Genomic DNA, 23,720 nt, shown 5'->3' with positions numbered 1-23,720 from the left:
TCCCTTAAGACTTGATCACTGGCCCCACGAATCACGCAAGGTCACGGTACGGTTGAATACCGGCTGACCAGGTTTCGAGTCCTTGATATCTGCGCAGAAGTAGCCTTCGCGCTCGAACTGGAAACGGTCTTCCGGCTGTGCGTTGCCCAAAGATGGCTCGGCACGACAACCCGTGAGTACTTGCAGGGAGTCAGGGTTGATGTTGTCGAGGAAACTCGCGCTGTCTTCGGCCTTCTCAGGGTTGGCCGAGCGGAACAGGCGGTCGTACAGGCGGACTTCGCACTCGACGCTGGCAGCCGCTGGAACCCAGTGCACCACGCCTTTGACCTTGCGGCCTTCCGGGTTCTTGCCCAGGGTTTCAGGATCGTAGGAGCAACGCAGTTCGACGATGTGGCCGTCGGCGTCCTTGATCGCTTCGTCGGCACGGATCACGTAGCTACCGCGCAGGCGCACTTCGCCGTTCGGCTCCAGGCGCTTGTAGCCCTTTGGTGGCTCTTCCATGAAATCATCGCGGTCGATGTAGATTTCACGGGCAAACGGCAGCTTGCGCACGCCCAGTTCTTCTTTTTGCGGATGACGCGGCAGTTCGAGGTTCTCGACCTGGCCTTCCGGATAGTTGGTGATCACGACTTTCAACGGACGCAGCACGCACATGGCGCGCGGGGCGTTCGCGTCGAGATCCTGGCGGATGCTGAACTCAAGCATGCCGTAGTCGACCACGCCGTCGGAGCGGTTGGTGCCGACCATCTCGCAGAAGTTGCGGATCGATGCCGGGGTGTAGCCGCGACGGCGGAAGCCCGACAGGGTCGACATGCGCGGGTCATCCCAGCCGAACACGTGCTTTTCATCGACCAGTTGCTTGAGCTTGCGTTTGCTGGTGATGGTGTAGTTCAGGTTCAGGCGGCTGAATTCGTACTGACGCGGATGCGCCGGTACCGGCAGGCTGTCGAGGAACCATTCGTACAGCGGACGGTGGCTTTCGAACTCCAGGGTGCAGATGGAGTGGGTGATACCTTCGATGGCGTCCGACTGACCGTGGGTGAAGTCGTAGTTGGGATAGATGCACCACTTGTCGCCGGTCTGGTGATGATGGGCATGACGGATGCGGTACATGATCGGGTCGCGCAGGTTCATGTTCGGCGAGGCCATGTCGATCTTGGCCCGCAGTACCCGCTCGCCGTCCTTGAATTCGCCGGCTTTCATGCGGGCGAACCAGTCCAGGTTCTCCTCCACGGAGCGCTCACGGAACGGGCTGTTCTTGCCGGGTTCGGTCAGGCTGCCACGGTATTCCTTGGCTTGCTCGGGGGTCAGGTCGTCGACGTAGGCCTTGCCGGCCTTGATCAACTCAACGGCCCAATCGTGCAACTGGTCGAAATACTGCGAGGCATAGCGCACTTCACCGGACCATTCGAAGCCCAGCCACTTGACGTCGCTTTCGATCGCGTCGATGTATTCCTGGTCTTCCTTGGCCGGGTTGGTGTCGTCGAAACGCAGGTGGGTGACGCCACCGAACTCCTGGGCCAGACCGAAGTTCACACAGATCGACTTGGCGTGGCCGATGTGCAGGTAGCCGTTGGGCTCTGGCGGGAAACGGGTGACTATCTGCGTGTGCTTGCCCGAATCCAGGTCCGCCTGGATGATCGGGCGCAGGAAATTGACCGGGACCGCAGGTCCGGACTTGGAATTCGAGGTAGGGTCGACAGTGGGCTTGCTCATAGGATCCTTGAACAGACAGGTTCGTGGCCGGGTCAGGCCAGATAAAACAAAGGCGTTATCATAGCTGATGCTGTCAAGCCGCTGACAGGGCATGGCACAAAACAGGTGCATTTAACGCACCGACGGTAAAAAACCGCCTCGAAATTCCTGCCGGGCACGTTAAACTGCGCAGTCTTGGCTGCCGTTTTGCCAAACCGGTAAGGCGCCACGGCGCCCGAACCCACGAATTCCCTGAAAAGAGTAGTGAACATGACTCAAGTCAAACTGACCACCAACCACGGTGACATCGTCATCGAGCTGAACGCCGAGAAAGCGCCGATCACCGTCGCCAACTTCATCGAGTACGTGAAGGCCGGCCACTACGAAAACACCGTTTTTCACCGTGTTATCAGTAACTTCATGATCCAGGGCGGCGGTTTCGAGCCAGGCATGAAAGAAAAGAAAGACAAGCGCCCAAGCATCCAGAACGAAGCGGACAACGGTCTCTCCAACGACAAATACACCGTCGCCATGACCCGTACCATGGAGCCGCATTCGGCCTCCGCGCAGTTCTTCATCAACGTCGCCGACAACGCTTTCCTCAACCACAGCGGCAAGAACGTGCAGGGTTGGGGCTACGCGGTGTTCGGTAAAGTCACCGAAGGCACTGACATCGTCGACAAGATCAAGGCCGTGCAGACCACTGGCAAGGCCGGTCACCAGGACGTTCCGGTAGAAGACGTGATCGTCGAGAAAGCCGAGATCGTTGGGTGATACTGCTGATTTCAGATTTGCATCTGGAAAAGGAGCGCCCGGATATCACCCGGGCGTTTCTGGATTTGCTCAACGGTCGCGCCCGTTGCGCCCAGGCGTTGTACATTCTCGGGGACTTCTTTGAAGCCTGGATTGGCGACGATGGGATGACGCCCTTCCAGCGTGACATTTGCGCGGCGCTGCGTGCGCTGAGCGACAGTGGCACCCAGATTTTCATCATGCATGGCAACCGTGACTTCCTGATCGGCAAGGCGTTCTGCAAAGCGGCGGGCGCCACCTTGCTAAAGGACCCGAGTGTCGTGCAGTTTTATGGCGAGCCGGTGCTGTTGATGCACGGCGACAGCCTGTGTACCCGCGACCTCGGCTATATGAAGCTGCGGCGCATCCTGCGTAACCCGCTCGTGCTGTTTATCCTGCGTCATCTGCCCTTGCGCAGTCGCCACAAGCTGGCGCGCAAGCTGCGTAGCGAAAGCCGTGCGCAAACGCGGATGAAGGCCAACGATATTGTTGATGTCACGCCCGAGGAAGTACCGCGCGTGATGCAGCAATTCGGCGTGAGCACGCTGGTCCACGGCCACACCCACCGCCCGGCGATCCATAAATTACAGATTGGTGACCAGGCCGCCAAGCGGATTGTGCTAGGGGATTGGGACAAACAGGGCTGGGCGTTGCAGGTGGATGAGCACGGATTCCAGTTGGCGGCGTTTGACTTCGTGAATCCGCAGTTGGCGCTGCCGGGGGGTTAAAACCCGCCACAAGGGTGGGCAGAGCGCAATGGCGGCATGACTACTGATTGATAGCATGTGGCGAGTTGGCACATCTGCCGCTACAACATGATGCAAAAACCGCACCCCCTTGACCAGACATCAGCGCGCATACAGCTCCCTGCACACATCCACACAGGGCTTCAATGTATCGGCCTCTTGCAGCGGCATGAAATGCGTCGTGGAAGACAATGCGATCTGCGTGAAGGATGAGCATGCGTCCAACCATTCGGCGTTGTAGCCACGCTCCAGCGCCGCACCCATCTCATCGTCCATCAGTATGTAAGGAGCGCTGGTGCCGTGCATGTTCCCGCTGCCATTGATAAACACGTAGCCCCGCATTTCCTTGCCGGGTTTAAAGCGTCGAGAATATCCATGCGCTATCAGGCTTTCGAGCAGTTGGTAATCTTGCAAGGCCCTTAACTTGAACTGATCTTTACCCAGTCGCAAACCACGTTGACGCCCGAGCAAGACGATTTCTTCGAGCCAGTCATCGAGGGAAGTCGTGTCTGATAACAGATTGCGATGCACCAGCGGATCGAGCGTCGCGATCTGATCGGGTTTGTTCTGATTGAATCTTTGTGAAGTCAGCGCAAAGTTCATCGACATTAAAAACAGGTTTTTTTTCCCGACATCCGGCAGGTTACGCATGGCCGCCCATTGCTTGACGTATTCCATATCCGTGGGATCGATGAGGATCAAAGATCGCACCGGGTTCCCTGCGCCCTCCAGCTGTCTCGCCACCTCATACACCATTGTGCTGCCCATCGAATAACCACCCAGGTCAAAGGGGCCTTCAGGCTCGACGGACTTTATCAGCGCGACGTAATAAGCGGCCCGCGCCTCCAGGCCTTGCAGCCAGTAATGATTGATGTCGATCAGCGGTGGTTTGATCGCGAAAAACGGTCGTTGGCTAACGTCCGCCATGGGTTGATATTGACCGATCGAACTCCCGCCCGCCGCAGCATGTATCCAAAATACCGGTTTGCCTTTGCGCACTGAATTCATATGCACCACTTCGGTGGGCAGAACGGCGAAGGCATTCGAGTATCCTGCGACATTTTTGGCATCTTCCAGAGGTGTCGACATAACGAAATCCTCAATAGCTGTTGGTAGACGGACCCAGGCCGATCGGCAGGCGACAGGCGTCGTTTGACCGAAGCCTCCCTGCCCCGCCGCGGCCTTATTTGGGTTGCAGCATTTTTCCCCACGCCTGTTGCAACTGAGTCGGCGTGACACTCATTCCACTCAAATGGATAAACTCGCTACCGGTCGCCTCACGCACTCCGCATTGGGTGTTTATAAAAGTAATCAACTGCTCCACGGATGGGTGGTCGACCAGTACGCTGTTTTCCAGCGAAAGACCGAAACGGGTGTTAATGGCTGCTACCAACGTCATACGAACAATGGAATCCATCCCGTAATAGTCGAAGTGAGTGTCATCACCGAGCTTTTCATCTGTCAGCTGCAAGACCTGCTTGAATTGGCTTCGCACAAATTCGCGGATCTGCGACAAGGCTGCTCCGTCCTTAGCGGGTTTCGCCAGGGGACGAGCTTCGGTTGAACCGCTGAGCACCTGCGCGGCTGGTTCGGACGCCGATGGCCAGTACCGTTCACGTGCGAAAGGATATCCGGCGAGTCGGATCCGACGGCGAGCGTCTTTGTCGAACAGCTGTTCCCAGGGCAGATCGATGCCCTGGACATAGAGCATGCCCAATCGTCGCAAAGTCTCCTCAGCCACTCGGGGCTCCGAGGAGCGACGGTGTGCCTGGAAGTCCTGGAGCTGCTGCAGACCCAAACGATGCGCGGCCTGCACTTCGGTTACCGGGAAAACGCCGCTCATCAACAGCCCCGGCGACTCCTCACCGGCAAGCCACTGGTTGAACTGTCCTGCGAGTTCAGCACGATCCGCTGCTACGCAAGCCAGGCGGTGCGCGTGATGGCGCCGGCCGACCAGGAGCGTATGACTGACGGCAGCAATGTCGGCTGCATCAGCCTTGAAGTCCTCGATCAGACGCTGCACCAGCACACGCAACTGTTCCTGTGACCGCGCAGATACCACGATCAGCCGCGGGTCCCGGGAAAGCGGCACGCGCGCCTGCTCAGGCGCCTCGCCAATCACCGCATGGGCATTGGTCCCGCTGAATCCGAACGAACTGACCGCAGCCCTGCGCGCCTGGCCCTTTGCGACGTTCCAATCGGTTAGCGTCGTCGGCACATAAAATGGGCTTTTTTCAAAATCGATATGCCGATTGCCTTGATCGAAGTGCAGCGAAGCGGGGATCTTGCGATGCTGCAGCGACAACACGACCTTGATGACCCCGGCAATCCCTGCAGCCGTCGCGGCATGGCCTATATTGCTTTTTATCGAGCCGATGGGGCGCCGTGCCTGCGGCGCATCCGGTTGGGTAAACGCTTGAGTTAACGCACTGACTTCGATGGGGTCGCCCAACGTTGTGCCGGTGCCATGGGCCTCCACCCATTGAATGTCGTTGGGGTTGATGGCGAAGCGCTGATAGACCTCACGTGCAAGTCGGGTTTGCGCCGGCCCGCTGGGCGCTGTGAGGCCATTGGTGGCGCCGTCATAATTGATGCCCGAGCCGTAGACCACCCCGTAGATGGCATCCCCGTCGTCGCGAGCTTGCGTCAACGGCTTGAGCACCACGGCCGCTACCGCTTCGCCCGGCACGAAACCATCGGCCTTGGCGTCAAACGTACGGCATCGTCCCGAAGTGGAAAGCATGCCAGCCCGGTTACCCTGGACATACAACCGCTCTGTGCATTGCACGAAGACGCCGCCGGCGACGGCCATGGTGATGTCCCCGGCACGCAGGGCCTCGCACGCTTGATGCAGCGCCACCAACGAACTGGAGCATGCGGTGTCGGTGGCGATGGCTGGACCCTGCCAGTTCATATGAAAGGCCATGCGGGCCGGTATGACTGATGCCGCATTGCCCCAGAACGCCTGTGCCGTAGCTTGCGCACCCAGCAGTGGCAGATAATCGCCGGTCGAGCACCCCGCGTACACTGCGCAGCGGCTGCCTTCAACAGACTTGCCCGCATACCCCGCGTCTTCCAGCGCATGCCACACCTCTTCCATCAACAGGCGCTGCTGGGGGTTCATGGCGAGTGCTTCCATGCTCGACAGGTTGAAGAACATCGGGTCGAAACAGTCGATATCGCGTAAAAAACCACCGTCACGACACGCCGACTTATCCTCGCCGGAACTGGCTCGGGAGAGATCCCAGCGGGTTACGGGGCCTACCAGATCCTGGCCCTGGGCCAAAGCTTCCCAGAGTTCTTCAACGTTGTTGGCAGTTGCAAAACGCCCGCTCATGCCAATGATCGCTATCGGTTCCAACCCCGCCTGGGCCTCCAGGGCGCCGGATGCGCTGAAACTGGGTTGCTGCTCTACGCGCACCACGATTTTGCCGATGTGCTGGCGCTGCTCCATCCGGCGATAGGCCTGATGAATGTCATCGAACGCAAAGATCTTATCCAATGCCGGGGCAATGCTGCCCCGCTCAAGCAAACGTTCCATCTCCTGCCAGGCAGCTCGCAGCGCTTGCGGCCGCTCCAGGCCGAGCTTACGGATATCGACGCTGTGCATGGACTGATTGTTGTCCAGGATCGACAAGTCAATGGAGCGTGCCGATTTCAAGGCGGTCATTGCAATCTCTACATACCGCCCGCCCGCCGCCAGGCAGTTCAAGCCCTTTTGCAGTGCATCGCCGGCGAGCATGTTGATGACGACATCCACCCCTTCGCCATCAGTTAACTGTTGGATAACGCGCTCGAAGTCATCTTCGCGATAGTTGATCGCATGGGATACGCCCCGCGCGGCCAGATAATCGAGTTTTTCCTGCGAGCCCGCGGTGGCGTATACCTGCGCGCCGATTGATTGCGCCAGTTGCACGGCCATCAGCCCGACGGCTCCCGTGGCGGTTTGGATCAGGATGCGCTCACCCGCCTGCAACTGGGCTTTTCGAAAGCACTCGATAACCGTGATTGCAGCCACGGGCACTGCACAAGCTTGTTCAAACGACAAGCCAGTCGGGCAACGGAAAACCAAGTGTTGCGGGCAGGTAATGAGCGTCGCTTGCGCGCCAAACTGTGCGCCCGCCAGTGCAACTACCGCGTCCCCCACCGCCACATCGCAAACGTCGGGACCAATAGCGGTGACGATGCCGCTGGCCTCGTATCCCGGTGTGAACGGGTAAGCAGGCTGCGTAGGGTACAAGCCTTTGACGCACAGCAAATCGCCAAAATTCAGCGAAAAAGCCTGCACGGCGATGCGCACTTCATGCCCGCCCAAGGCGGCGCATGTTTCTTCCACCACCCGGATTTCGTCTATCGAGCCAGGCCGTTCCAACAGTATCCGCCGGCAGGTCGCGACGGCGTGTTCGGCCGCGCCCAATCGCGCCACCGGTGCCGGGGTAACAGAAGCAGATTGCGCGACAGTGCGCTCAGCCACAGGAGGCGGCGCAAGCGGCGCGTGCAGCTTGTCCTTGAGGTAGTTGTCCAATCGTTCGATGGTGGGGTAATCAAACACCACGGTGGCCGGCAATTTGAGGCTCAGCCGAGTATTGATCACGTTGACCAGGGCCACGCTGCTGATCGAATCCAGGCCGCAGGACACGAACGTCTGATCGTCATGCAGTTGCGTGTCTTTAAGCCCCAGCGATTGCGCGACACATTCCCGAATGACCTGGCGCGCATCGACCTGTAACGGACTTCCTAGTTTTCGCTCAACCTCAGGGAGCGTTGCCAAGCCTGGACCTTGGGCAAGTGGCCGTTCGACGAATCCCCGCGCGTCGCTGATAGCCTCGACGATCTGCTGCCCCAGCTCGCAGGCATCCTGCGCCAACAGATTAATCGCTGTAAAGCCTTCGCTATTAAGCACCGCTCGCCACGAATCGGCGTGCAATGCGGGACTGTCCGCTACGCGTAATGCGTGGTCCTCTGCCAACCACCACCCATCAAGCAAACCGAACACCAGGTGCTGAAATACACTGGTCCCGGACAACTCATTGAGCAGCAACAACCCATTGCCTTTGAGCAGCGTCTTGACGTTACACAGGCTGCGACGGATGTCTCGCGTCGCATGTAATACGTTCGCGGCAATCACCACATCGTATTGACCCGCGTCGAACCCCTGCGTCAGCGGCGAGACTTCGATATCCAGCAATTGCGTACGCAGATAGGGCGCGCCAGTAGCGTAACGCGCCTGAGCATGCGCGAGAAAAACCCGCGAGATGTCGGTGTAGCAATATTCATCAATATGAGCGTCAAAAGGTGAAAGATGAGTCATAAGACTCGCACTGGTAGCGCCAGTCCCCGCCCCCACCTCCAGTATCCGCAATCGCAGGTGCGGATCGTGCGCCAACCGGGCGCGCACATACGCTTGCAAGCGTTCAGCCAATACAGCATTGAAATAATCGGCGATCGGATGATTGCCGTACACGCCTTCCAGCAAATGCAGTTGTCCTTGGGGAAACAGCACGGCGGTCGCCGATTGCTGGCCGCTCAAGACGCTGGGAAGCGCATGCAGCACCGCGTCGGCGACCCGCACGTGTGCACTCAAACCTGTGTCGCCGGGCAGTTGCTCACGGTACGTTTGCCATTGTTCCCAGAGCACCGGCCAGGACGGTGCCTGGATATCCCGATGCAGTCCCACGGCACCGAGCACACGCTCGGTGGCTTGACACCAGCGCTGGTATTTCGGTTCCAGGTATTCATGGCGACCCAACTGGTCCAGTCGTGCCCAGATCAATTGCGCCAGGCGTCGTTCAAGCTCTTTATACCCACGCACAACCAGCGCGGACGGTACAGGGATCAAGGGTTGTTCTGGTAATAACATACACTCACCCATAAGTGCGGGCTCGGGCACGACCGTTGGGTCGAACCCCAGCTCTGGAGCCAATGTGGAGGCAGGTGCCTTTTGCAAAAAAACCAGCTGACTGACCGGCGCCAGCAGAAACGCTTCCAGCGCCGCCATCGCCTGGGACGGTTCAATTGACCCCAAGCCCTTTTGCGCCATGCGCCTGGCATAAAAGGGAGATGCCACGACGCCCACGCTGCCCCAGTAGCCCCATTGCATCACCTTGACCGGGAAGGATGGCGGATCACGACGTGTGACCAGGGTTTGAACCAACGCATCGACATAGCAGCAGCCGGCCGCGTAGTTACTCTGTCCGGGGGCCTTGAGAAAACTTTGCAGGGAGCCGAAGAACAGCAAGAAGTCCAGATCCTGCTTACCAAATACCGCCGCCAGGTTTTGCGCGGTAAGGGTTTTGGCCGACAAGGCCGCCACGAACCCACTTTCGTCCATGCCAGCGAGGCTTTGGTCGGCCAGGACGATGGCGGCGTGCACCACGCCGTGGACTCTGCCAAAGCGCTCGTTGATCTGCACGCACGCCAGCTCCAGAGCGTCGTGATGAGTGCCGTCAGCCTGCACATACAGCGGCCTTGGACCGAATTCCGCCAGACGCGCACACTGCTGCCGGATGGGTTCATCGGCGGCCCGACGCCCCAGCCAGATCAATTGCGCCTGGTAACGCTTGATCAGGTATTCGCTGAACGCTACACCTACCCCTCCAGCGCCCCCCAACACCACGTACACGCCGCCTTCGCGAAACACCGACAGGCGCGTATCAGAGACCCCAGGCCATTGGCACGGCACCAACCGCTGCCCGTACCACCCGCCCTGGCGCCAGAGTCGGGCGTTCCCATAAGGCTGCGCGGGTTGGGCGAGGAGCGTGGCCTGGGCAGGTGAATCTCCCGGCGCCATGTCCAGCAAGCGCACCTGCCAGTGCGCATACTCCTTGGCCATGGAACCTATCAGCCCATGCACGCTGGCCTGTTCCGGATCGACCTCGTCCAAGGCATTCAGGCCTTGGGCCTGCTGGGTGATCACAGTCAACCCCAGTGACTGCGTCGCGTAGCCCAGCGCCAGCAGCGCCTTGACCAAGCGCAAGCCCATGACAGCCAGTTGCGTGCCTGCAGCCGGTACGTACCACACAACCTGTTTCAGTGGCAGATGCGGGGTCAGGCGTTCGATCAAGACATCGCTGCCTTCATCAGCCTGCCAACTCACCTTGGGAGCACCTTGTGGGTCGCCGCCTATTTGTACCAGCGGCTGCGGATCAGTCGCCTCCGCTTGCGCCAAAGGCGGTTCACGCTCCCACCGGGAAGCCAACATGAGCCCAGCATTGGCGCCACAGGCCGGGCTTGAATCGACCGGTGTGCAACGACCGCTAAAATCGACAAAGCGCGCAGCCACATCGCCCGCGGCGTCAACCAGATCAATGTCAAATCGGCGAGTCGTCGCGCCGTCATCCGACACACGCCGGACCACCACGGACAGTGCGCCGGTCAAAGGCCCCCACTGTTGAAACGACTCCAACGAAAAAGGCATTGTCACACCTGCGGCGCCGCCCAGGATCACACTCGCCTGCAATGCGCCGTCCAGCAAGAACGACGGCTCCGGGGATGCGTGCAAGCTGCCAACCGCGATATCGTCGCCCAGATGCAGGCTTTGCAGGACTTGAAAACTACTGCCGTAATCCAGACCCGCCTCGGCAAAATCCCGGTAGCAGGCAGCACCGTCGCGGCTTCGCGTGCAACGCGCGCGCAGGCTCGCTATATCGAGCCACGGTGCCGGCGCCGTTTGCGTGTCGGACAATAGCGTGGCCCGGCCTTGACTGTAGAGCCGCTTTTGACCCTGCCCGGTGCCGTAGACCTCATAACCGAGAGTGCGCTCGTCCATACGCACCAATGCAATATGCAGGTCCTGGATAACGTCCACCGTCACGGGACGCAACCAGGCCACTTGCTCCAGTCGGAACGGCGCACCACCGCCATACCGAGTGACAGCAGTCATAACCCATTCGAGCTGGACAACGCCCGGAACGATCTGTTGCCCCAGCACCACATGGTCCCGCAGAAACGCCTCTTCGCCAGTGAGCCGCACGCTCGAATGCCATGGCTCTGCACTGGAAAGCGTCGGCATTTCGGCAGCCGGCGCGCACTCCTCGGAGGACTTCACCGCCCAAAACGGGTCAGCTTCGAACGGATACGTCGGCAGGTGCACGCGGCTCCTTGCATGCGGGTCAAACAAGGCGGCCCAGGGAAGCTCGTCGCCTTGGCAATACCGCTCGGCAACCCTCGACAACAGCGCCAGCATAGCCGCGGGTGACGTTTCCCGGCCGGCTTGCTCTATCAGACGTCGACCGTCTTCGCGCATTGCGACATTTGTTTCAAAGTCCCTGGCAAGCTGCCCTTGATAAAGCGCGGCCGATGACTCGCCGCGTAAAGCCTGGCGCCATAGCGAAACGGCTTGGTCCATGTCCTCGGCGACAATTGCGCAACGCCAGGCAAAATGCTGGCGCCCGTTCAGCAAGGTATACGCCACTCTTTGCAGCATCGCTGCGTTGTCCGGCAGGGTGCCGAGCGCGCGTATCAGGTCGTCGATGCGCCCGTGCAATGCCGCCTGACTTTTTGCCGACACGGCCAACACCACCGGCACGCGAGGAACCCTGACCTCGGCGCTGGCACAGGCTTCGGGCCCGCGCAGCAGCACATGCGCGTTGGTGCCACTCATGCCGAACGCGCTCACGGCCCCGAGGCGCGGCCTGGCGTCTGCGGCAGGCCAGGAGGTGTTCGTCGTGTTCACATAAAACGGCGTATCGGCCCAAGTCACATAGTCGCTTGCCTGCTCGCAATTCAAACTCGCCGGAATGGTTTCGTGCTCGAACGCCTTGAGCAGATTGACCACGCTCACCAGCCCCGCCGCGGCCAGTCCATGTCCGACATTGGGTTTATTGGACGTAATCGCGCAATACTGCCGGCGTTGCGTGAAGGGCGCAAAGGCGTCGCACAACGCGTTAATTTCCACGGGATCACCCAAGGGCGTGCCTGTGCCGTGACTGACCACGTATTCGATCTCGTCCGGGTTAACCTGGTAACGCTCGTATACCTTGCGAAACAGGCTGCTCTGGGCTCGACCATTGGGCGCGGTAATCCCCTGGGTCTTGCCGTCGCCGTTGATCCCGCTCCCCACGATCACCCCACGAATCGGATCGCCATCAGCCTGGGCCCGAGAAAGGCGCTTGAGCACCACCACCACGGCGGCTTCACCGGGCGCCATACCCTGAGCGCGCTTGTCGAAGGCATGACAAACGCCGTCGGGCGCAAGCATGCCGGCATCGGCCATCTGATCAGTCAGTTGGGTCCCCGCCAACAGGTTCACCGCCGCCACTATCGCGGTATCACTCTCGCCGCTTCTGAGGCTCAAACAGCCCTGATGCAGCGCGACCAGGCTTGAAGAGCAGGCGGTATTGATCGCCAGCGTCGGTCCGCTCAAGTCGAGGAAGTACGCCAGGCGCGCAGCGAGAATGGAGTCGTGATTCGCGGTGAGGGTGTTCTGGCTGCCTATCAGGCGCCCGTAGTCACCGGCTTCGACACCAACGAACGTGCTGATCGTCTGTTGCTTCAACTGGACGGGGCCGTATGCGGCGTCCTCCAGGGCACACCAGGTTTCCTGCATGAGCAGCCGTTGGCGCGGGTCGATCAGCGCCGCTTCGCGGGGGGCAATTTCGAAAAACAGCGGATCGAACTCAGCCACTCCGGGCATGGCGGCCAACCAGCGTTGACGGCTGGTGTCTGCCAGGCGATCGGGTGCGAAAGGCTGCACCACCGAACGTCCGTCACGGAGAATTTCCCAGAACTGTTCGGCGTTCCTGGCGCCGGCAAAACGACCGCTCAGGCCAATAATTGCGATCGGCTCGTCTGCCTGTTCGTCCGTCTTCGCCTGAGCTGCATCGAGGGTCGGCGCGGCGCCCGGCGCGGCAGGTGCGCCGCCGCTGCCCGGCGGCTCATACAACGCGGCCATCAACGGCTGGTGAAATTGCACGAGATACTGAGCCAGTTGGTCCAGGCTGGGGTAACTGAAAAACAGCGGCGGCCACAACATCAAGTCGTAGTGTTCACTCAACCGTCGGGCGAGGCGCACCAGCAGGATCGAGTCAAACCCATATTCACTCAAATTCGCGGTCGCTTTGATCGCCTGGCGCGGCAGCTTCGAGACCGTCCGCGCCTGCTCGATCAAATCCCACACGATGGCTTCGACAAGGCTCATGCCGTGCATTTCTGCGCGGTAGCCGCGCCCGCCCGCAGCGACCTGTGACGACGGCGCAGCGGCGGGCTGGGGGCGCGCCTGGACGGCGACCGGAGTGAGCACGTCGTTGAGCCGATCACGCCGCGCCCGCGCCACCACCACGCTGTCGAGCGGGCCCGACAACAGTTGTTCGAGCGCGGCCATCGCTTCGTCTGAGCCCAAGGACTCGAACCCCATCTGCTGCATGAAGGTGCGATAGCCGGGCGCGGAAATCCCGCCGGTATCGAACCACGGCCCCCAATGCATGAGCTTTATCGGATAGCCGCGACTGCCCAGGTTATGCGCGTAGGCATCCACAAAACAGCAACCTGCGACATAGTTGGCCGCGCCCGGGGTCTTGAGGAAACTGGCGATCGAGGAGAAACTGGCAAAAAAATCCAGGCCCTCGGCACCGAATACGGCATCCAGATTAACCACCGTGGTCTTGGCCAGGAACGCCGCCAGAAAGCTCGGTTCATCCATGCGCGCCAGCGGGTTGTCCGCCAGTACCATCGGCGCATGCACCACGCCATGGACCACGCCATAGCGTTCAACAATCGCCGCCCGCGCACGCACCAGCGCCTCGCGGTCCCGGGCATCTGCCTGCAGGTAAACCGGTGCGGGACCAAGCGTGCCAAGGCGAGCACATTGCTCAGTAATCTGCGCATCCTCGGCGCGCCGCCCCAACCATATCACCTGCGCCTGATAGCATCGGATAACGTATTCGCTGAATACCCGACCCAGGCCTCCCGCGCCCCCCAGGACCACGTAGACGCCACCCCGCCGGTAAGCCGAAACACCCAAGGGCGGCAGCTCGGTGGGCACCAACCGATGTCGATACCAAACGCCGTCACGCCAGATCTGCACGTTGCGTTGCGGGTCCGCCTGGCGGTGCAGCCAGGTATCCGGCGCAATGAACTGACCTGCGGGCAGGTCGATAAGGCGCAGCTGCCAATGGGGATACTCCCGCGCCAGCGTGCCCATCAAACCGACTACGCTGGCGTGACATGGATCGACCTGCTCGCGAGGTTCCAGGGCGTGTGCCTGTTCGGTGAGCACCGTCAGGCGCAACGGTTGCCGGTCATAACCCAAGGCAAACAGCGCCTGGATCAAGCGAAACCCCATGATCGGCGCGTTGTCGGAAACCGGTACCCGCCAGACCAACTGCTGCCACCGCGCTTGGGCCTGCAACCGTGCGCCCAACCGTTCAGCCGTGCAGGGTTCATCAAACTTCAAGGCGTTGAACTGGACTGGCAAGTTTGCGGCTGTCGCGTCAGCACTCAACCACAACGTTGATAAAGTTGCGTCGACCGGCTCCTGGCTCGACGCTTCCATGCGCTCCCAGCCTGCGGTCAACGTCAGCAATTGCGCTGAAGCCGTGTCGTGCTGCGGCGCGGCGCTGATTTCTTCGGGCAACCAGTAGCGTTCATCGGCAAAGGGATAAGTCGGCAATGCCAATTTTCGCGGCGCTGGCAGGTCATGCAGCGCGTGCCAGTCCACCTCGTCGCCGTGCAACCAGCGTGCAAGGCTCTGCGCCAGCGACGACGCGGGAGTTGGCTCCGGGGTCTGAGCGCCGGGGCGCTCACTGCAAAGGTCCGCCAGTCGGGTTTTCACTTCAGTGAGTGTCGACGCGATAAACCCCAGGCGCATCGCCATGGCGTCTCGGCCAACCTGCAAGGTGTAGGCCAACGCAACCACGTCCACCGTGCTGTGTTCCAAGAAAGCCAACAACTGGCGCGAGCGGGCCATGAGTTGCTCGGCGGTGCGTGCGGAGAGCACGATGGCCATCGGCTTGCAGGTTGCGGCGAGCGCCGGTTCGGCAGCGTCATGGGCTTGCACGATGAGATGCGCGTTGGTGCCACTGAAGCCGAATGAACTGACCCCGGCCCTTTTCACCGGATCAGGCCAGGGTTGCGCTGTTTGGGGCACGCGGATCGGCAGCGTGTCCCACGGAATGTGGGCGTTGGCCGTGTGAAAATTCAGTTGCCCGGGAATGATTGAGTGCTGCATCGACAGCACGGTCTTGAGTAGCCCCGCGATACCCGCAGCCGCTTCCAAATGGCCGAGCAGGCTTTTGATCGAGCCGATCAGCAACGGTTGCTGCACCGAGCGCTCCCGCCCCAGCACCTGCGCGGCGGCCTGCACTTCAATAGGATCGCCAAGCGGAGTTCCGGTGCCATGTGCTTCCAGATAACTGATGGCCGAAGCGGGCAGCCCGGCACGCAGCAGCGCGGTTTCAATGACCGATTGCTGGGCGTGCGGATTGGGCGCGGTGAGTCCCGCGCCGCCGCCATCCTGGTTGATAGCGCTGGCGGCTATGGTCGCCAGGATCGGATCGCCGTCGGCCTGCGCCTCGCAGAATCGCTTGAGCACCACCATGGCGCAGCCTTCTGCACGGACGTAGCCATCGGCAGCTTGGTCAAAGGTGTGACACAGGCCGGTCGGCGACAACATGCCCGCCTTCTCGAATGCCAGAAAGACCCGGTCATCGAGCAATACATTGGCGCCCGCGGCCAGGGCGATGTTCGATTCACCGGTCTGTAGACTGCGGCAGGCAAGATGCACCGCGACCAGCGAGGAACTGCACGCGGTATCGACCGTCAGCGCCGGCCCACGCCAATCGAGAAAATACGCCAGCCGCCCGGCGGCCACGGAACAGGCCGCGCCTGTGGCGAAATGTGCCTCGAGTTCGTCCGCCGGATTGCTGCCAAGCAGGTGCGCGTACTCGCTGCCCATCATCCCGACAAAAATCCCGTTGGCCAAACCTTGCAACGATCGCGGGGAGAGGCCTGCCGACTCCAACGCCTCCCATGCCACCTCCAGTAGCAAACGCTGCTGCGGATCCAGCCACTGGGCTTCATGGGGTGAAATACGGAAAAAACCTGCATCAAACCGATCTATGTCGTTCAGGAAACCGGCGTGCCATGAGAACGATGACGCCTCAGCGGACCTGAGTGCCCGACGCGCTGGCGGCATCGGACCGACCAGACTCTGGCCTTGCATGAGCGCGGTCCAAAGCTGGGCCGGATGACTGATCCCCCCCGGCAGGCGACACGCCATGCCAATGATCGCGATGCTGTCCTCGTTCGTCTCGGCGACAGCCGCCTGGCTGCTCGGACCGCGCGATGCCGACGCACTTGAGCCAGGCGGTACACCCAAGTGTTCAACGAAATAAGCGATTGCCGCATCAGGCGTGGGGCAACTGAACAAGAATGTCGCATCCAGCCTCAGGCCCGTTTCACTGCTCAAGCGTCTACGCAATTCCAGCAATTGCAACGAGCCCAGGCCCATCTCCATCCAGGGTCTGGATGGACTGTAAGCATCGGCCTTTCCGGCCGCTGATACCTGCAAGGCCGCGTGTTGAACGAGCTGTTCCAATTGAATGCGAGACAGCGCTGCCACTTCGGGAGTGCTGTCAGCCTCATGTGCAGTAACGGCGATATCTGGCCAGGCATATTCGATTAAAACTCCCGCGCCATTATTGTCGCTGTCGCCCGCTCGGAAACCGGGTAATACTTCACGGATAACGGCACCCCGTGAGACATGAAAGTGCAGCATCGGGTCGCTCATTTCACCCTGGACATTGCGCGAGCGAACATAGTCTTCGAGGCTGACGGATTCGCGCTGATGCACAAACCCGGCGCAGCGTGTAACGCCGATGACACTCTGCACATCACCCAACATGGCCGCATACGTCAACATGCATTCGATCAAGGCGTCGCTGTAGCCGCGTCCCGCCATCTCGGGAAGAACATAAAGCCCGAGCAGTTGAAGGTGCACACCGTCCGGTTGGTGCAAGTGATGCACCTGGGAATACGTGGTGTCACGCAATGCATCGGTGCCATCTATCCGTTGCGCATGCAGGGCTGCGGCTATTCGCCCTTGCGCCACTAACACCATCAGGGTTTGCGGTGTGTTACGTACTCGCCACTCAATAATCTGTGGCGGTGTGTGTAAACCTGAGGGTTGTGAGAGCCGGTCAAGTTCAATCAATTGCGGCAAGTCATCCACTACCGGGGGGCGCACCGTATAGGCCCGTTGGCTGACATCAGGTAATTGCGGCCAGGCGCTCGCCAGCCATTGCCGCATCGAACGCCAGGCACCCGGTGCGACAAACTGCCCCGCAGCGGCAGCCTCCATCAACCACGCCGCGGGTTCGACCCAGGCCCGCCCGCTAAACGCCTCGACGACGCGCTGATAAGCCCATGCCTCTGTCGAGGCGGGGGGCCGCGACAGGCCAGGGCTCGCGGCCGTTTCCAGGTCAAGCGCCGGCGCACCTTCAAACAGCAGCGCCGACAGGTTCTGCAAAAGGGGGGCGTGGGCCACCACAACCGCCAGCGAACTGCTGGCCAAGAGTATCTTGCGGCCCTGCAACGTCAACGCAAACCCGTTGCGCCGCTGCTCTGCCCAGCCCCGGTGCACGAACAGCTGCTGCAGGGTTTGCCATACCGGCGCGCAATCTCCTGGAGGGCAAGCCTGTTCCAGCGTGTCCGGCGCAAGCCAGCCAAAACCCGCCAGCAGCGGCACCAGGATGGCGCAATCCCACAACCGCGCACATTCGTCGTCAGCGTCTGCGCCGATACACCGCATCAGTCTGCGTTGCCAGACCGCACACTGCGCAGATGTGAGGCAGTCATCGAACAATGACAGCTTGCCCAGCGCCACCAGCTCGTCAGGCAACGAGGCCGCCAGCGCCGTTCGGGCGTTGCTCGAATAAAGACCGGGATAAGGGCTGTCGAGATAGCCCAGTTGCGTCAACAATCCCAACGCGGCGCGCAGGCGCATGGCATCGGCGCCACAACCTTGTGCCACATCGTTGACCTGCAACGTATGCTGCGACAACAGCTCTAGAATGCCCTGCTGTTTCAGTGCATCAAGCACGGGCAGGGCTACCCACCCACTGGCCATTTCATGAATCACGTCCACGTTGACTCCATGTCGCTCAATGACTGCGAAGGAAATAAACGCCGTCGGTTAATTCAACGGTGTCACGTACGTGAATGGTTGAGAAAACACTTCACACAAATAGATATACCGCCGCTTATGGGCGACAGATACTGTGAACAATGACAGTCTGTAAGACTATTAAACAATGTGTTCCGCCAGCGTTATGAACTTATTTTATAAAGCGCTGGACTCGGCCACCGCGCCACTTAGTTTTATCCATCAGCGTTGAAAGTTCAGCCGCACTGAAACCGCTTAGTTCAAGCTTGTTAATACTCGTCAGTACTTCTACGCTGAAAACTTCATGTATCAAGCCGCCTTGCGCTGAAAAAAACAGCCACCGGCTCCGCCAAAGGACTGCGCAATGAACGTGCTCCTGTTTCAAGGGCAAGGCGCCCAATTCAAAGGCATGGGTAACACTTTGTGGAAAACTTACCCGCACATCGAAGAACTGGCGTCCGAGGTACTGGGCTATTCGATCAAGCAACTGTGCCTCGACGACCCCGACGATAGATTGCGTCAGACGCAGTACACGCAGCCGGCGCTGTACACGGTCAACGCTCTGCATTACTACCAATGGCAGACACTCGGAAAACCACTGGATGCAGTGGTCGGCCACAGCCTCGGTGAGTTCTCGGCATTGCATGCTGCGGGCTGCTTCGACTTCGAGACGGGGTTGCGACTGGTACAAAAGCGCGGCCAACTGATGAGTCAAACCCCTGCTGGCAGCATGGCAGCCGTGGTGGGGATGAACGTTCGAGACTTACAGGCGCTGCTTGCTGAACCGGGCTTCGAAGGGATTGACATCGCGAACTTCAATTCACCGACGCAAACCGTCATCGCGGGCACTACCCAGAGCATTCTTGCGGCTGCGCAACGATTGGACGTCGAGGGCGGGCAGTGCATCGTGCTAAACGTCAGTGCCGCATTCCATTCGCGGCATATGGAACCGGTCCAGGCAGCTTTCGCCGACTTCGTACAAGGGTTTGCCTTCAAGGATCCGCGCGTTCCGGTGATCGCGAATGTGACGGCGCGCCCCTACCCCGCCGGGCAGGTCGCAGACCTGCTGTGCCGCCAAATCAGCAGCCCGGTGCAATGGGTCGAGAGCATCCGCTATGTGCTGGGCATGGGAGATTTCGTGACCCATGAGGTGGGTGCCGATACGGCACGCAGCAATGGCACGGTCTTGAGCAAGCTGGTCGAGGAAATTCGCCGTACAGCAACGCCGGTCATCGTCGCCGAGTCCGTGCCCGAGTCAGAATCAGAGCCCAATGCGGCACAGCGCTTGGGCAGCCAGGCCTTCCGCGCACGCTACGGACTTAAATATGCCTACGTAGCCGGCGCCATGGGCCACGGCATCACCACCTCGGCGTTGGTGGTGCGCATGGCCCAGGGCGCAATGATGAGTTACCTGGGTACCCACGGCGTGAGTTTGAGCGAGGTTGAACAGACTGTGCGCCAGACCCAGGAGCGACTGCTGCCAGGCCAGCCTTACGGCGTAAATCTGCTGAACAGTGCCGATCAGCCGGAGAGAGCCCGCGCCATCGTCGATCTATGCCTTCGCTGCCACGTCGCTTGCCTGGAAGTGTCAGGCTTTAGCGATATCACCCGCGAGCTGGTGCTGTTTCGCGCCAAGGGGCTGAGCAGAGAGGGCTCGGGCCGCCTGCGCTGCGAGCACCGACTGCTCGCCAAAGTTTCACACCTGGAGAGTGCCGAGGTGTTCATGAGCCCCGCCCCCGCCTATCTGCTGCAGCTGCTGCTGGCGGAAGGCGCAATCAGCGCTGACCAGGCCTTATGGGCCAGGCAAATACCCATGAGCGACGACATCTGCGTCGAGGCGAATTGCAGCGTCCCTGCCCTTGCCCTCCTGACGCCGGTGCTGCAATTACGCACCGCACTGTGCGAGCGCCATGGTTACGCGCACCCGCTCTGCGTCGGGCTAGCCGGTGGCGTCGGCTCGCCCGAAGCGGCCGCTGCGGCGTTTATGACGGGGGCGGATTTTATCCTGACCGGTTCGATCAATCAGTGCACCGCTGAAGCGGGCACCTGCGACGCAGTGAAGGATCGACTTCAGGAAATCAGCGCCTACGATACGACCTGGGCGCCCCAGGGTGAGTTGTTCGAACGGGGCGGTCAGGTTCAGGTGCTGAAGAAAGGCTCACTGTTCGCGCAACGGGCCCACCGTTTGTACTTGCTCTACAGCCATTACGCGAGCCTACAGGACCTGCCCGAGAGCGAACGCCGATCATTGGAGCACGACGTTTTCAAGCGCAGTCTTGACGCGGTCTGGAACAACGGCTTGAGCCAATTGACAGCGCAAGGTCGGCACCAGGAAATCCAGCGCGCACGCGCCCATCCCAAAGTCCGCATGGCCCATGTGTTTCGCGAGTATTTCAACTACACGGCCCAACAGGCCGTCGATGGCGGCGACGATATCTACAACTACCAAGTGCATACCAGCCCCGCCTTGGGCGCCTTCAACCAATGGGTCAAAGGCACCGCGCTGGAGCCGTGGCGACAGCGCCATGTCGATGAAGTCGCCAGCAGCTTGATGCTGGCCGCTGCGCAGCACTTAAGCAGCGGCTATGAGCGCCTGCAGCAAACAGCACTCACCGCCTGACTGCGCAGCGCCCGCGCGTCGGCGGCATCAGTGGCCGGAGGCCGCTGGTCCGGCCTTGGCCGCAAACGGCGGTTTAGCCAGCCACACCAGCAGGATCAAGCCGACGAACATCCACCCCAGTAACGTGAAGTAATCCACGGTGGACATCATGTATGCCTGGCTGGTGAGGATCTGATCCAACTGCATATAAGCCTTGTCCCCTGCCCCGCCCAGCGTATTCAGCGCATCACGAGTGGCCGAGTCGTAGACGCTCATGTGCTCGCTCATATAGGCATGATGCTGGTCCGCCCGGCGAATCCAGATCCAGGTGGTCAACGACGCCGCAAAGCTACCACCCAAGGTGCGCAGGAAGGTCGCGAGGCCGGCGCCGTCGGCGATCTGGTGCGGCGGCAAGTCGGACATCAGGATGCTCAAGGTCGGCATGAAGAACAGCGCCACGCCGATCCCCATGAACAGTTGCACCAGGGCGATGTGCTGGAAGTCCACCTCGTTGGTGAACCCGGCACGCATGAAGCAACTCAGGCCAATCGCCAGGAACGCCAGGCCGGCCAGCAGACGCAGGTCGAACTTGTGGGCGTACTTGCCGACAAACGGCGACATCAACACCGGCAGGATGCCGATCGGCGCCACGGCCAGGCCCGCCCAGGTAGCGGTGTAGCCCATCTGGGTTTGCAGCCATTGCGGCAGGATCAGGTTGATACCGAAGAAGCCCGCGTAACCGAGGACCAACACGAGGGTGCCGATGCGAAAGTTGCGATAGGCAAACAGCCGCAGATTGACCACGGGATGCTTGTCGGTCATCTCCCAGATCACGAACACCGCCAGCGCGATCACCGAAATCAGCGCGCCGATGATGATGAAGTTCGACTCGAACCAATCCAGGTCATTGCCCTTGTCGAGAATGATCTGCAAGGCTCCCACGCCGACGATCAGGCTCAGCAGGCCGACGTAATCCATGGGTTGGTGACTGGTGACCACCGGGCGTTTTTTCAGTTGCGAGCGCACCACCATCACCGCAAAGATGCCGATGGGCACGTTGATGAAAAATATCCACGGCCAGCTGTAACTGTCGGTGATCCATCCTCCGAGAATCGGCCCGGCAATCGGCGCGACCACCGTGACCATCGCCAGCAACGCCAGGGCCATACCGCGTTTCGCCGGCGGATAAACCGCAATCAGCAACGTTTGCGTCATCGGGTACAGCGGGCCGGCCACCAGGCCTTGCAGCACCCGAAAGCCGATCAGTTCGGGCATCGAAGTGGAGATGCCACACAAAAACGAAGCCAGCACAAACAGGACGGTGGCCCACAGAAACAGCTTCACCTCGCCAAAACGCCGACTCAGCCAGCCGGTCAGGGGTAAGGCAATCGCGTTGCTCACCGCAAACGAAGTGATGACCCAGGTACCTTGCTCCGAGCTCACGCCGAGGTTGCCGGAGATGGTCGGCAATGCCACGTTGGCGATGGTGGTGTCGAGCACCTGCATGAACGTCGCCAAAGACAGCCCGATAGTGGCCATCAGTAAGCTGGGTGGCGTGAAAGAGGCTTGGTTGCTCATCAGCGTTGTGCAGCCTTGGCGGTCGCGGCGCTATTGTCATGAATCAATTGGTCGATCATCGCGTCCGCCTCGGCCAGTTGGCGTTCGTAGACGTTGGTGGTATACGACGCCTGCTGTGGCGCCTGCTGGGCCAGGATCGGTCCGCTCTGATCGTGCAGGTCGACATCGACCAGGGTCGACAAGCCCACCCGCAGCGGATGTTCGGCCAACTGCTCGGCGTTGATGTGAATGCGCACCGGCACCCGTTGCACGATCTTGATCCAGTTACCGGTGGCGTTCTGTGCCGGCAGCAAGGCAAAGGCGCTGCCGGTACCGGCGCCAACGCTGTCGACGGTGCCATTGAATTTAACGTCGCTGCCGTAGAGGTCGGATTCGATCTCTACCGACTGGCCGATACGCATGTCGCGCAGTTGGGTTTCCTTGAAGTTGGCGTCGATCCACAGTTGATCCAGCGGAATCACCGCCATCAGCGCCGTTCCCGGCTGGACGCGCTGCCCCAGTTGCACGGTCCGCTTGGCCACATAACCGCTGACCGGAGCGATCAGGGTGCTGCGTGCACGGGTCAGGTACGCTTGCCGCAACTGGGCGGCAGCGGCCTGCACGTCCGGATGGGACGAGATGACGGTGTCATCCACCAGCGCATTGGTACTCTTCAATTGCTGCTGAAGGTTGGTCAGGGTGTTGTTGGCGGCGGTCAGGCTGTCCCGCGCATGGGACAGTTCTTCCAGGGAAATCGCCCCGCCCCGGGCCAGGCTCTTACGTCGGCTGTAGTTGTCCTGGGCCGTTTGCACTTCAGCTTTCTGTGCGTTGATCTGGGCTTTCATGCCATCGACATTGCTGTACAAACCCCGCACCTGGCGTACCGTGCGGGCCAGATTGGCCTGGGCACTTTGCAGGCCGACCGCAGCGTCGCTGGGGTCGAAATTGATCAGCACCTGGCCTGCATGCACCAGGTCACCATCGTCGGCGCCGATGCTCACCACGGTGCCGGTGACCAACGGAGTGATTTCTACCACGTTGCCGTTCACATAGGCGTCATCGGTGCTTTCGCTCCAGCGGCCATACAGCTCATACCAACCCCAGACGCCAACGGCGCCGAGGATGACGATCAGTGCCAGGCCCAGCAGCAATACTTTGCGTTTGCGCGGGTTGTTGTCCTGGGGTTGCTCAGCGGTGTTGCTGGTTTCGGCAGTGGCCATGGCAAGTACCT

General features: G+C 60.6%; 8 protein-coding genes. 3 read left to right on the top strand and 5 right to left on the bottom strand.

The features are described from left to right. Positions 1-15 precede the first annotated feature (15 nt). Positions 16-1,716, bottom strand: a complete 1,701-nt coding sequence (locus tag BLU75_RS07245; protein ID WP_084379233.1) for a glutamine--tRNA ligase/YqeY domain fusion protein — start codon at positions 1,714-1,716, stop codon at positions 16-18. 249 nt (positions 1,717-1,965) lie between these two features. Here BLU75_RS07245 and BLU75_RS07240 point away from each other — a divergent pair, with 249 nt between their 5' ends. Next, positions 1,966-2,469, top strand: coding sequence for a peptidylprolyl isomerase (locus BLU75_RS07240; protein WP_084379131.1), 504 nt, complete (start codon positions 1,966-1,968; stop codon positions 2,467-2,469). Beyond that, entirely contained in the window at positions 2,466-3,215 is a 750-nt protein-coding gene (lpxH, locus tag BLU75_RS07235) for a UDP-2,3-diacylglucosamine diphosphatase (RefSeq protein WP_084379132.1), read from the top strand. The genes BLU75_RS07240 and lpxH overlap by 4 nt, the downstream gene beginning before the upstream one ends. A gap of 120 nt (positions 3,216-3,335) precedes the next feature. Here the strand turns inward: lpxH and BLU75_RS07230 are convergent, their stop codons facing one another. Then, entirely contained in the window at positions 3,336-4,322 is a 987-nt protein-coding gene (locus tag BLU75_RS07230) for a thioesterase domain-containing protein (RefSeq protein WP_084379133.1), read from the bottom strand. 94 nt (positions 4,323-4,416) lie between these two features. Beyond that, on the bottom strand, positions 4,417-18,315 hold the full coding sequence (locus BLU75_RS07225; protein WP_090221401.1) for a beta-ketoacyl synthase N-terminal-like domain-containing protein: 13,899 nt from the start codon (positions 18,313-18,315) through the stop codon (positions 4,417-4,419). Between the two features lie 382 nt (positions 18,316-18,697). On the opposite strand from BLU75_RS07225, the gene BLU75_RS07220 reads away from it, so the two are divergent. Continuing rightward, the gene (locus tag BLU75_RS07220) at positions 18,698-20,953 is read left to right on the top strand and encodes a PfaD family polyunsaturated fatty acid/polyketide biosynthesis protein (RefSeq protein WP_084379134.1); all 2,256 of its coding nucleotides are present in this window, start codon (positions 18,698-18,700) and stop codon (positions 20,951-20,953) included. Positions 20,954-20,980: 27 nt separating this feature from the next. Here BLU75_RS07220 and BLU75_RS07215 read toward each other — a convergent pair whose 3' ends face one another. After that, positions 20,981-22,510, bottom strand: coding sequence for a DHA2 family efflux MFS transporter permease subunit (locus tag BLU75_RS07215; RefSeq protein WP_084379135.1), 1,530 nt, complete (start codon positions 22,508-22,510; stop codon positions 20,981-20,983). Continuing rightward, complete coding sequence (locus tag BLU75_RS07210; protein WP_084379136.1) at positions 22,510-23,709, bottom strand: efflux RND transporter periplasmic adaptor subunit; 1,200 nt, start codon at positions 23,707-23,709, stop codon at positions 22,510-22,512. Before BLU75_RS07210 ends, BLU75_RS07215 begins: the two co-directional genes overlap by 1 nt. Positions 23,710-23,720 lie beyond the last annotated feature (11 nt).

The organism is Pseudomonas mucidolens, from assembly GCF_900106045.1.
GTDB classification, from domain to species: domain Bacteria; phylum Pseudomonadota; class Gammaproteobacteria; order Pseudomonadales; family Pseudomonadaceae; genus Aquipseudomonas; species Aquipseudomonas mucidolens.
Note: the sequence above shows the minus strand (reverse complement) of the source record. Positions and strands in the feature narration are given on the sequence as shown.

What these genes read in the sequence shown, in the direction of transcription:
- BLU75_RS07230 (WP_084379133.1), bottom strand. Translation starts at nt 4,322, where the DNA reads ATGTCGACACCTCTGGAAGATGCCAAAAATGTCGCAGGATACTCGAAT.
- BLU75_RS07215 (WP_084379135.1), bottom strand. Translation starts at nt 22,510, where the DNA reads ATGAGCAACCAAGCCTCTTTCACGCCACCCAGCTTACTGATGGCCACT.
- BLU75_RS07245 (WP_084379233.1), bottom strand. Translation starts at nt 1,716, where the DNA reads ATGAGCAAGCCCACTGTCGACCCTACCTCGAATTCCAAGTCCGGACCT.
- BLU75_RS07240 (WP_084379131.1), top strand. Translation starts at nt 1,966, where the DNA reads ATGACTCAAGTCAAACTGACCACCAACCACGGTGACATCGTCATCGAG.
- BLU75_RS07220 (WP_084379134.1), top strand. Translation starts at nt 18,698, where the DNA reads ATGAACGTGCTCCTGTTTCAAGGGCAAGGCGCCCAATTCAAAGGCATG.
- BLU75_RS07210 (WP_084379136.1), bottom strand. Translation starts at nt 23,709, where the DNA reads ATGGCCACTGCCGAAACCAGCAACACCGCTGAGCAACCCCAGGACAAC.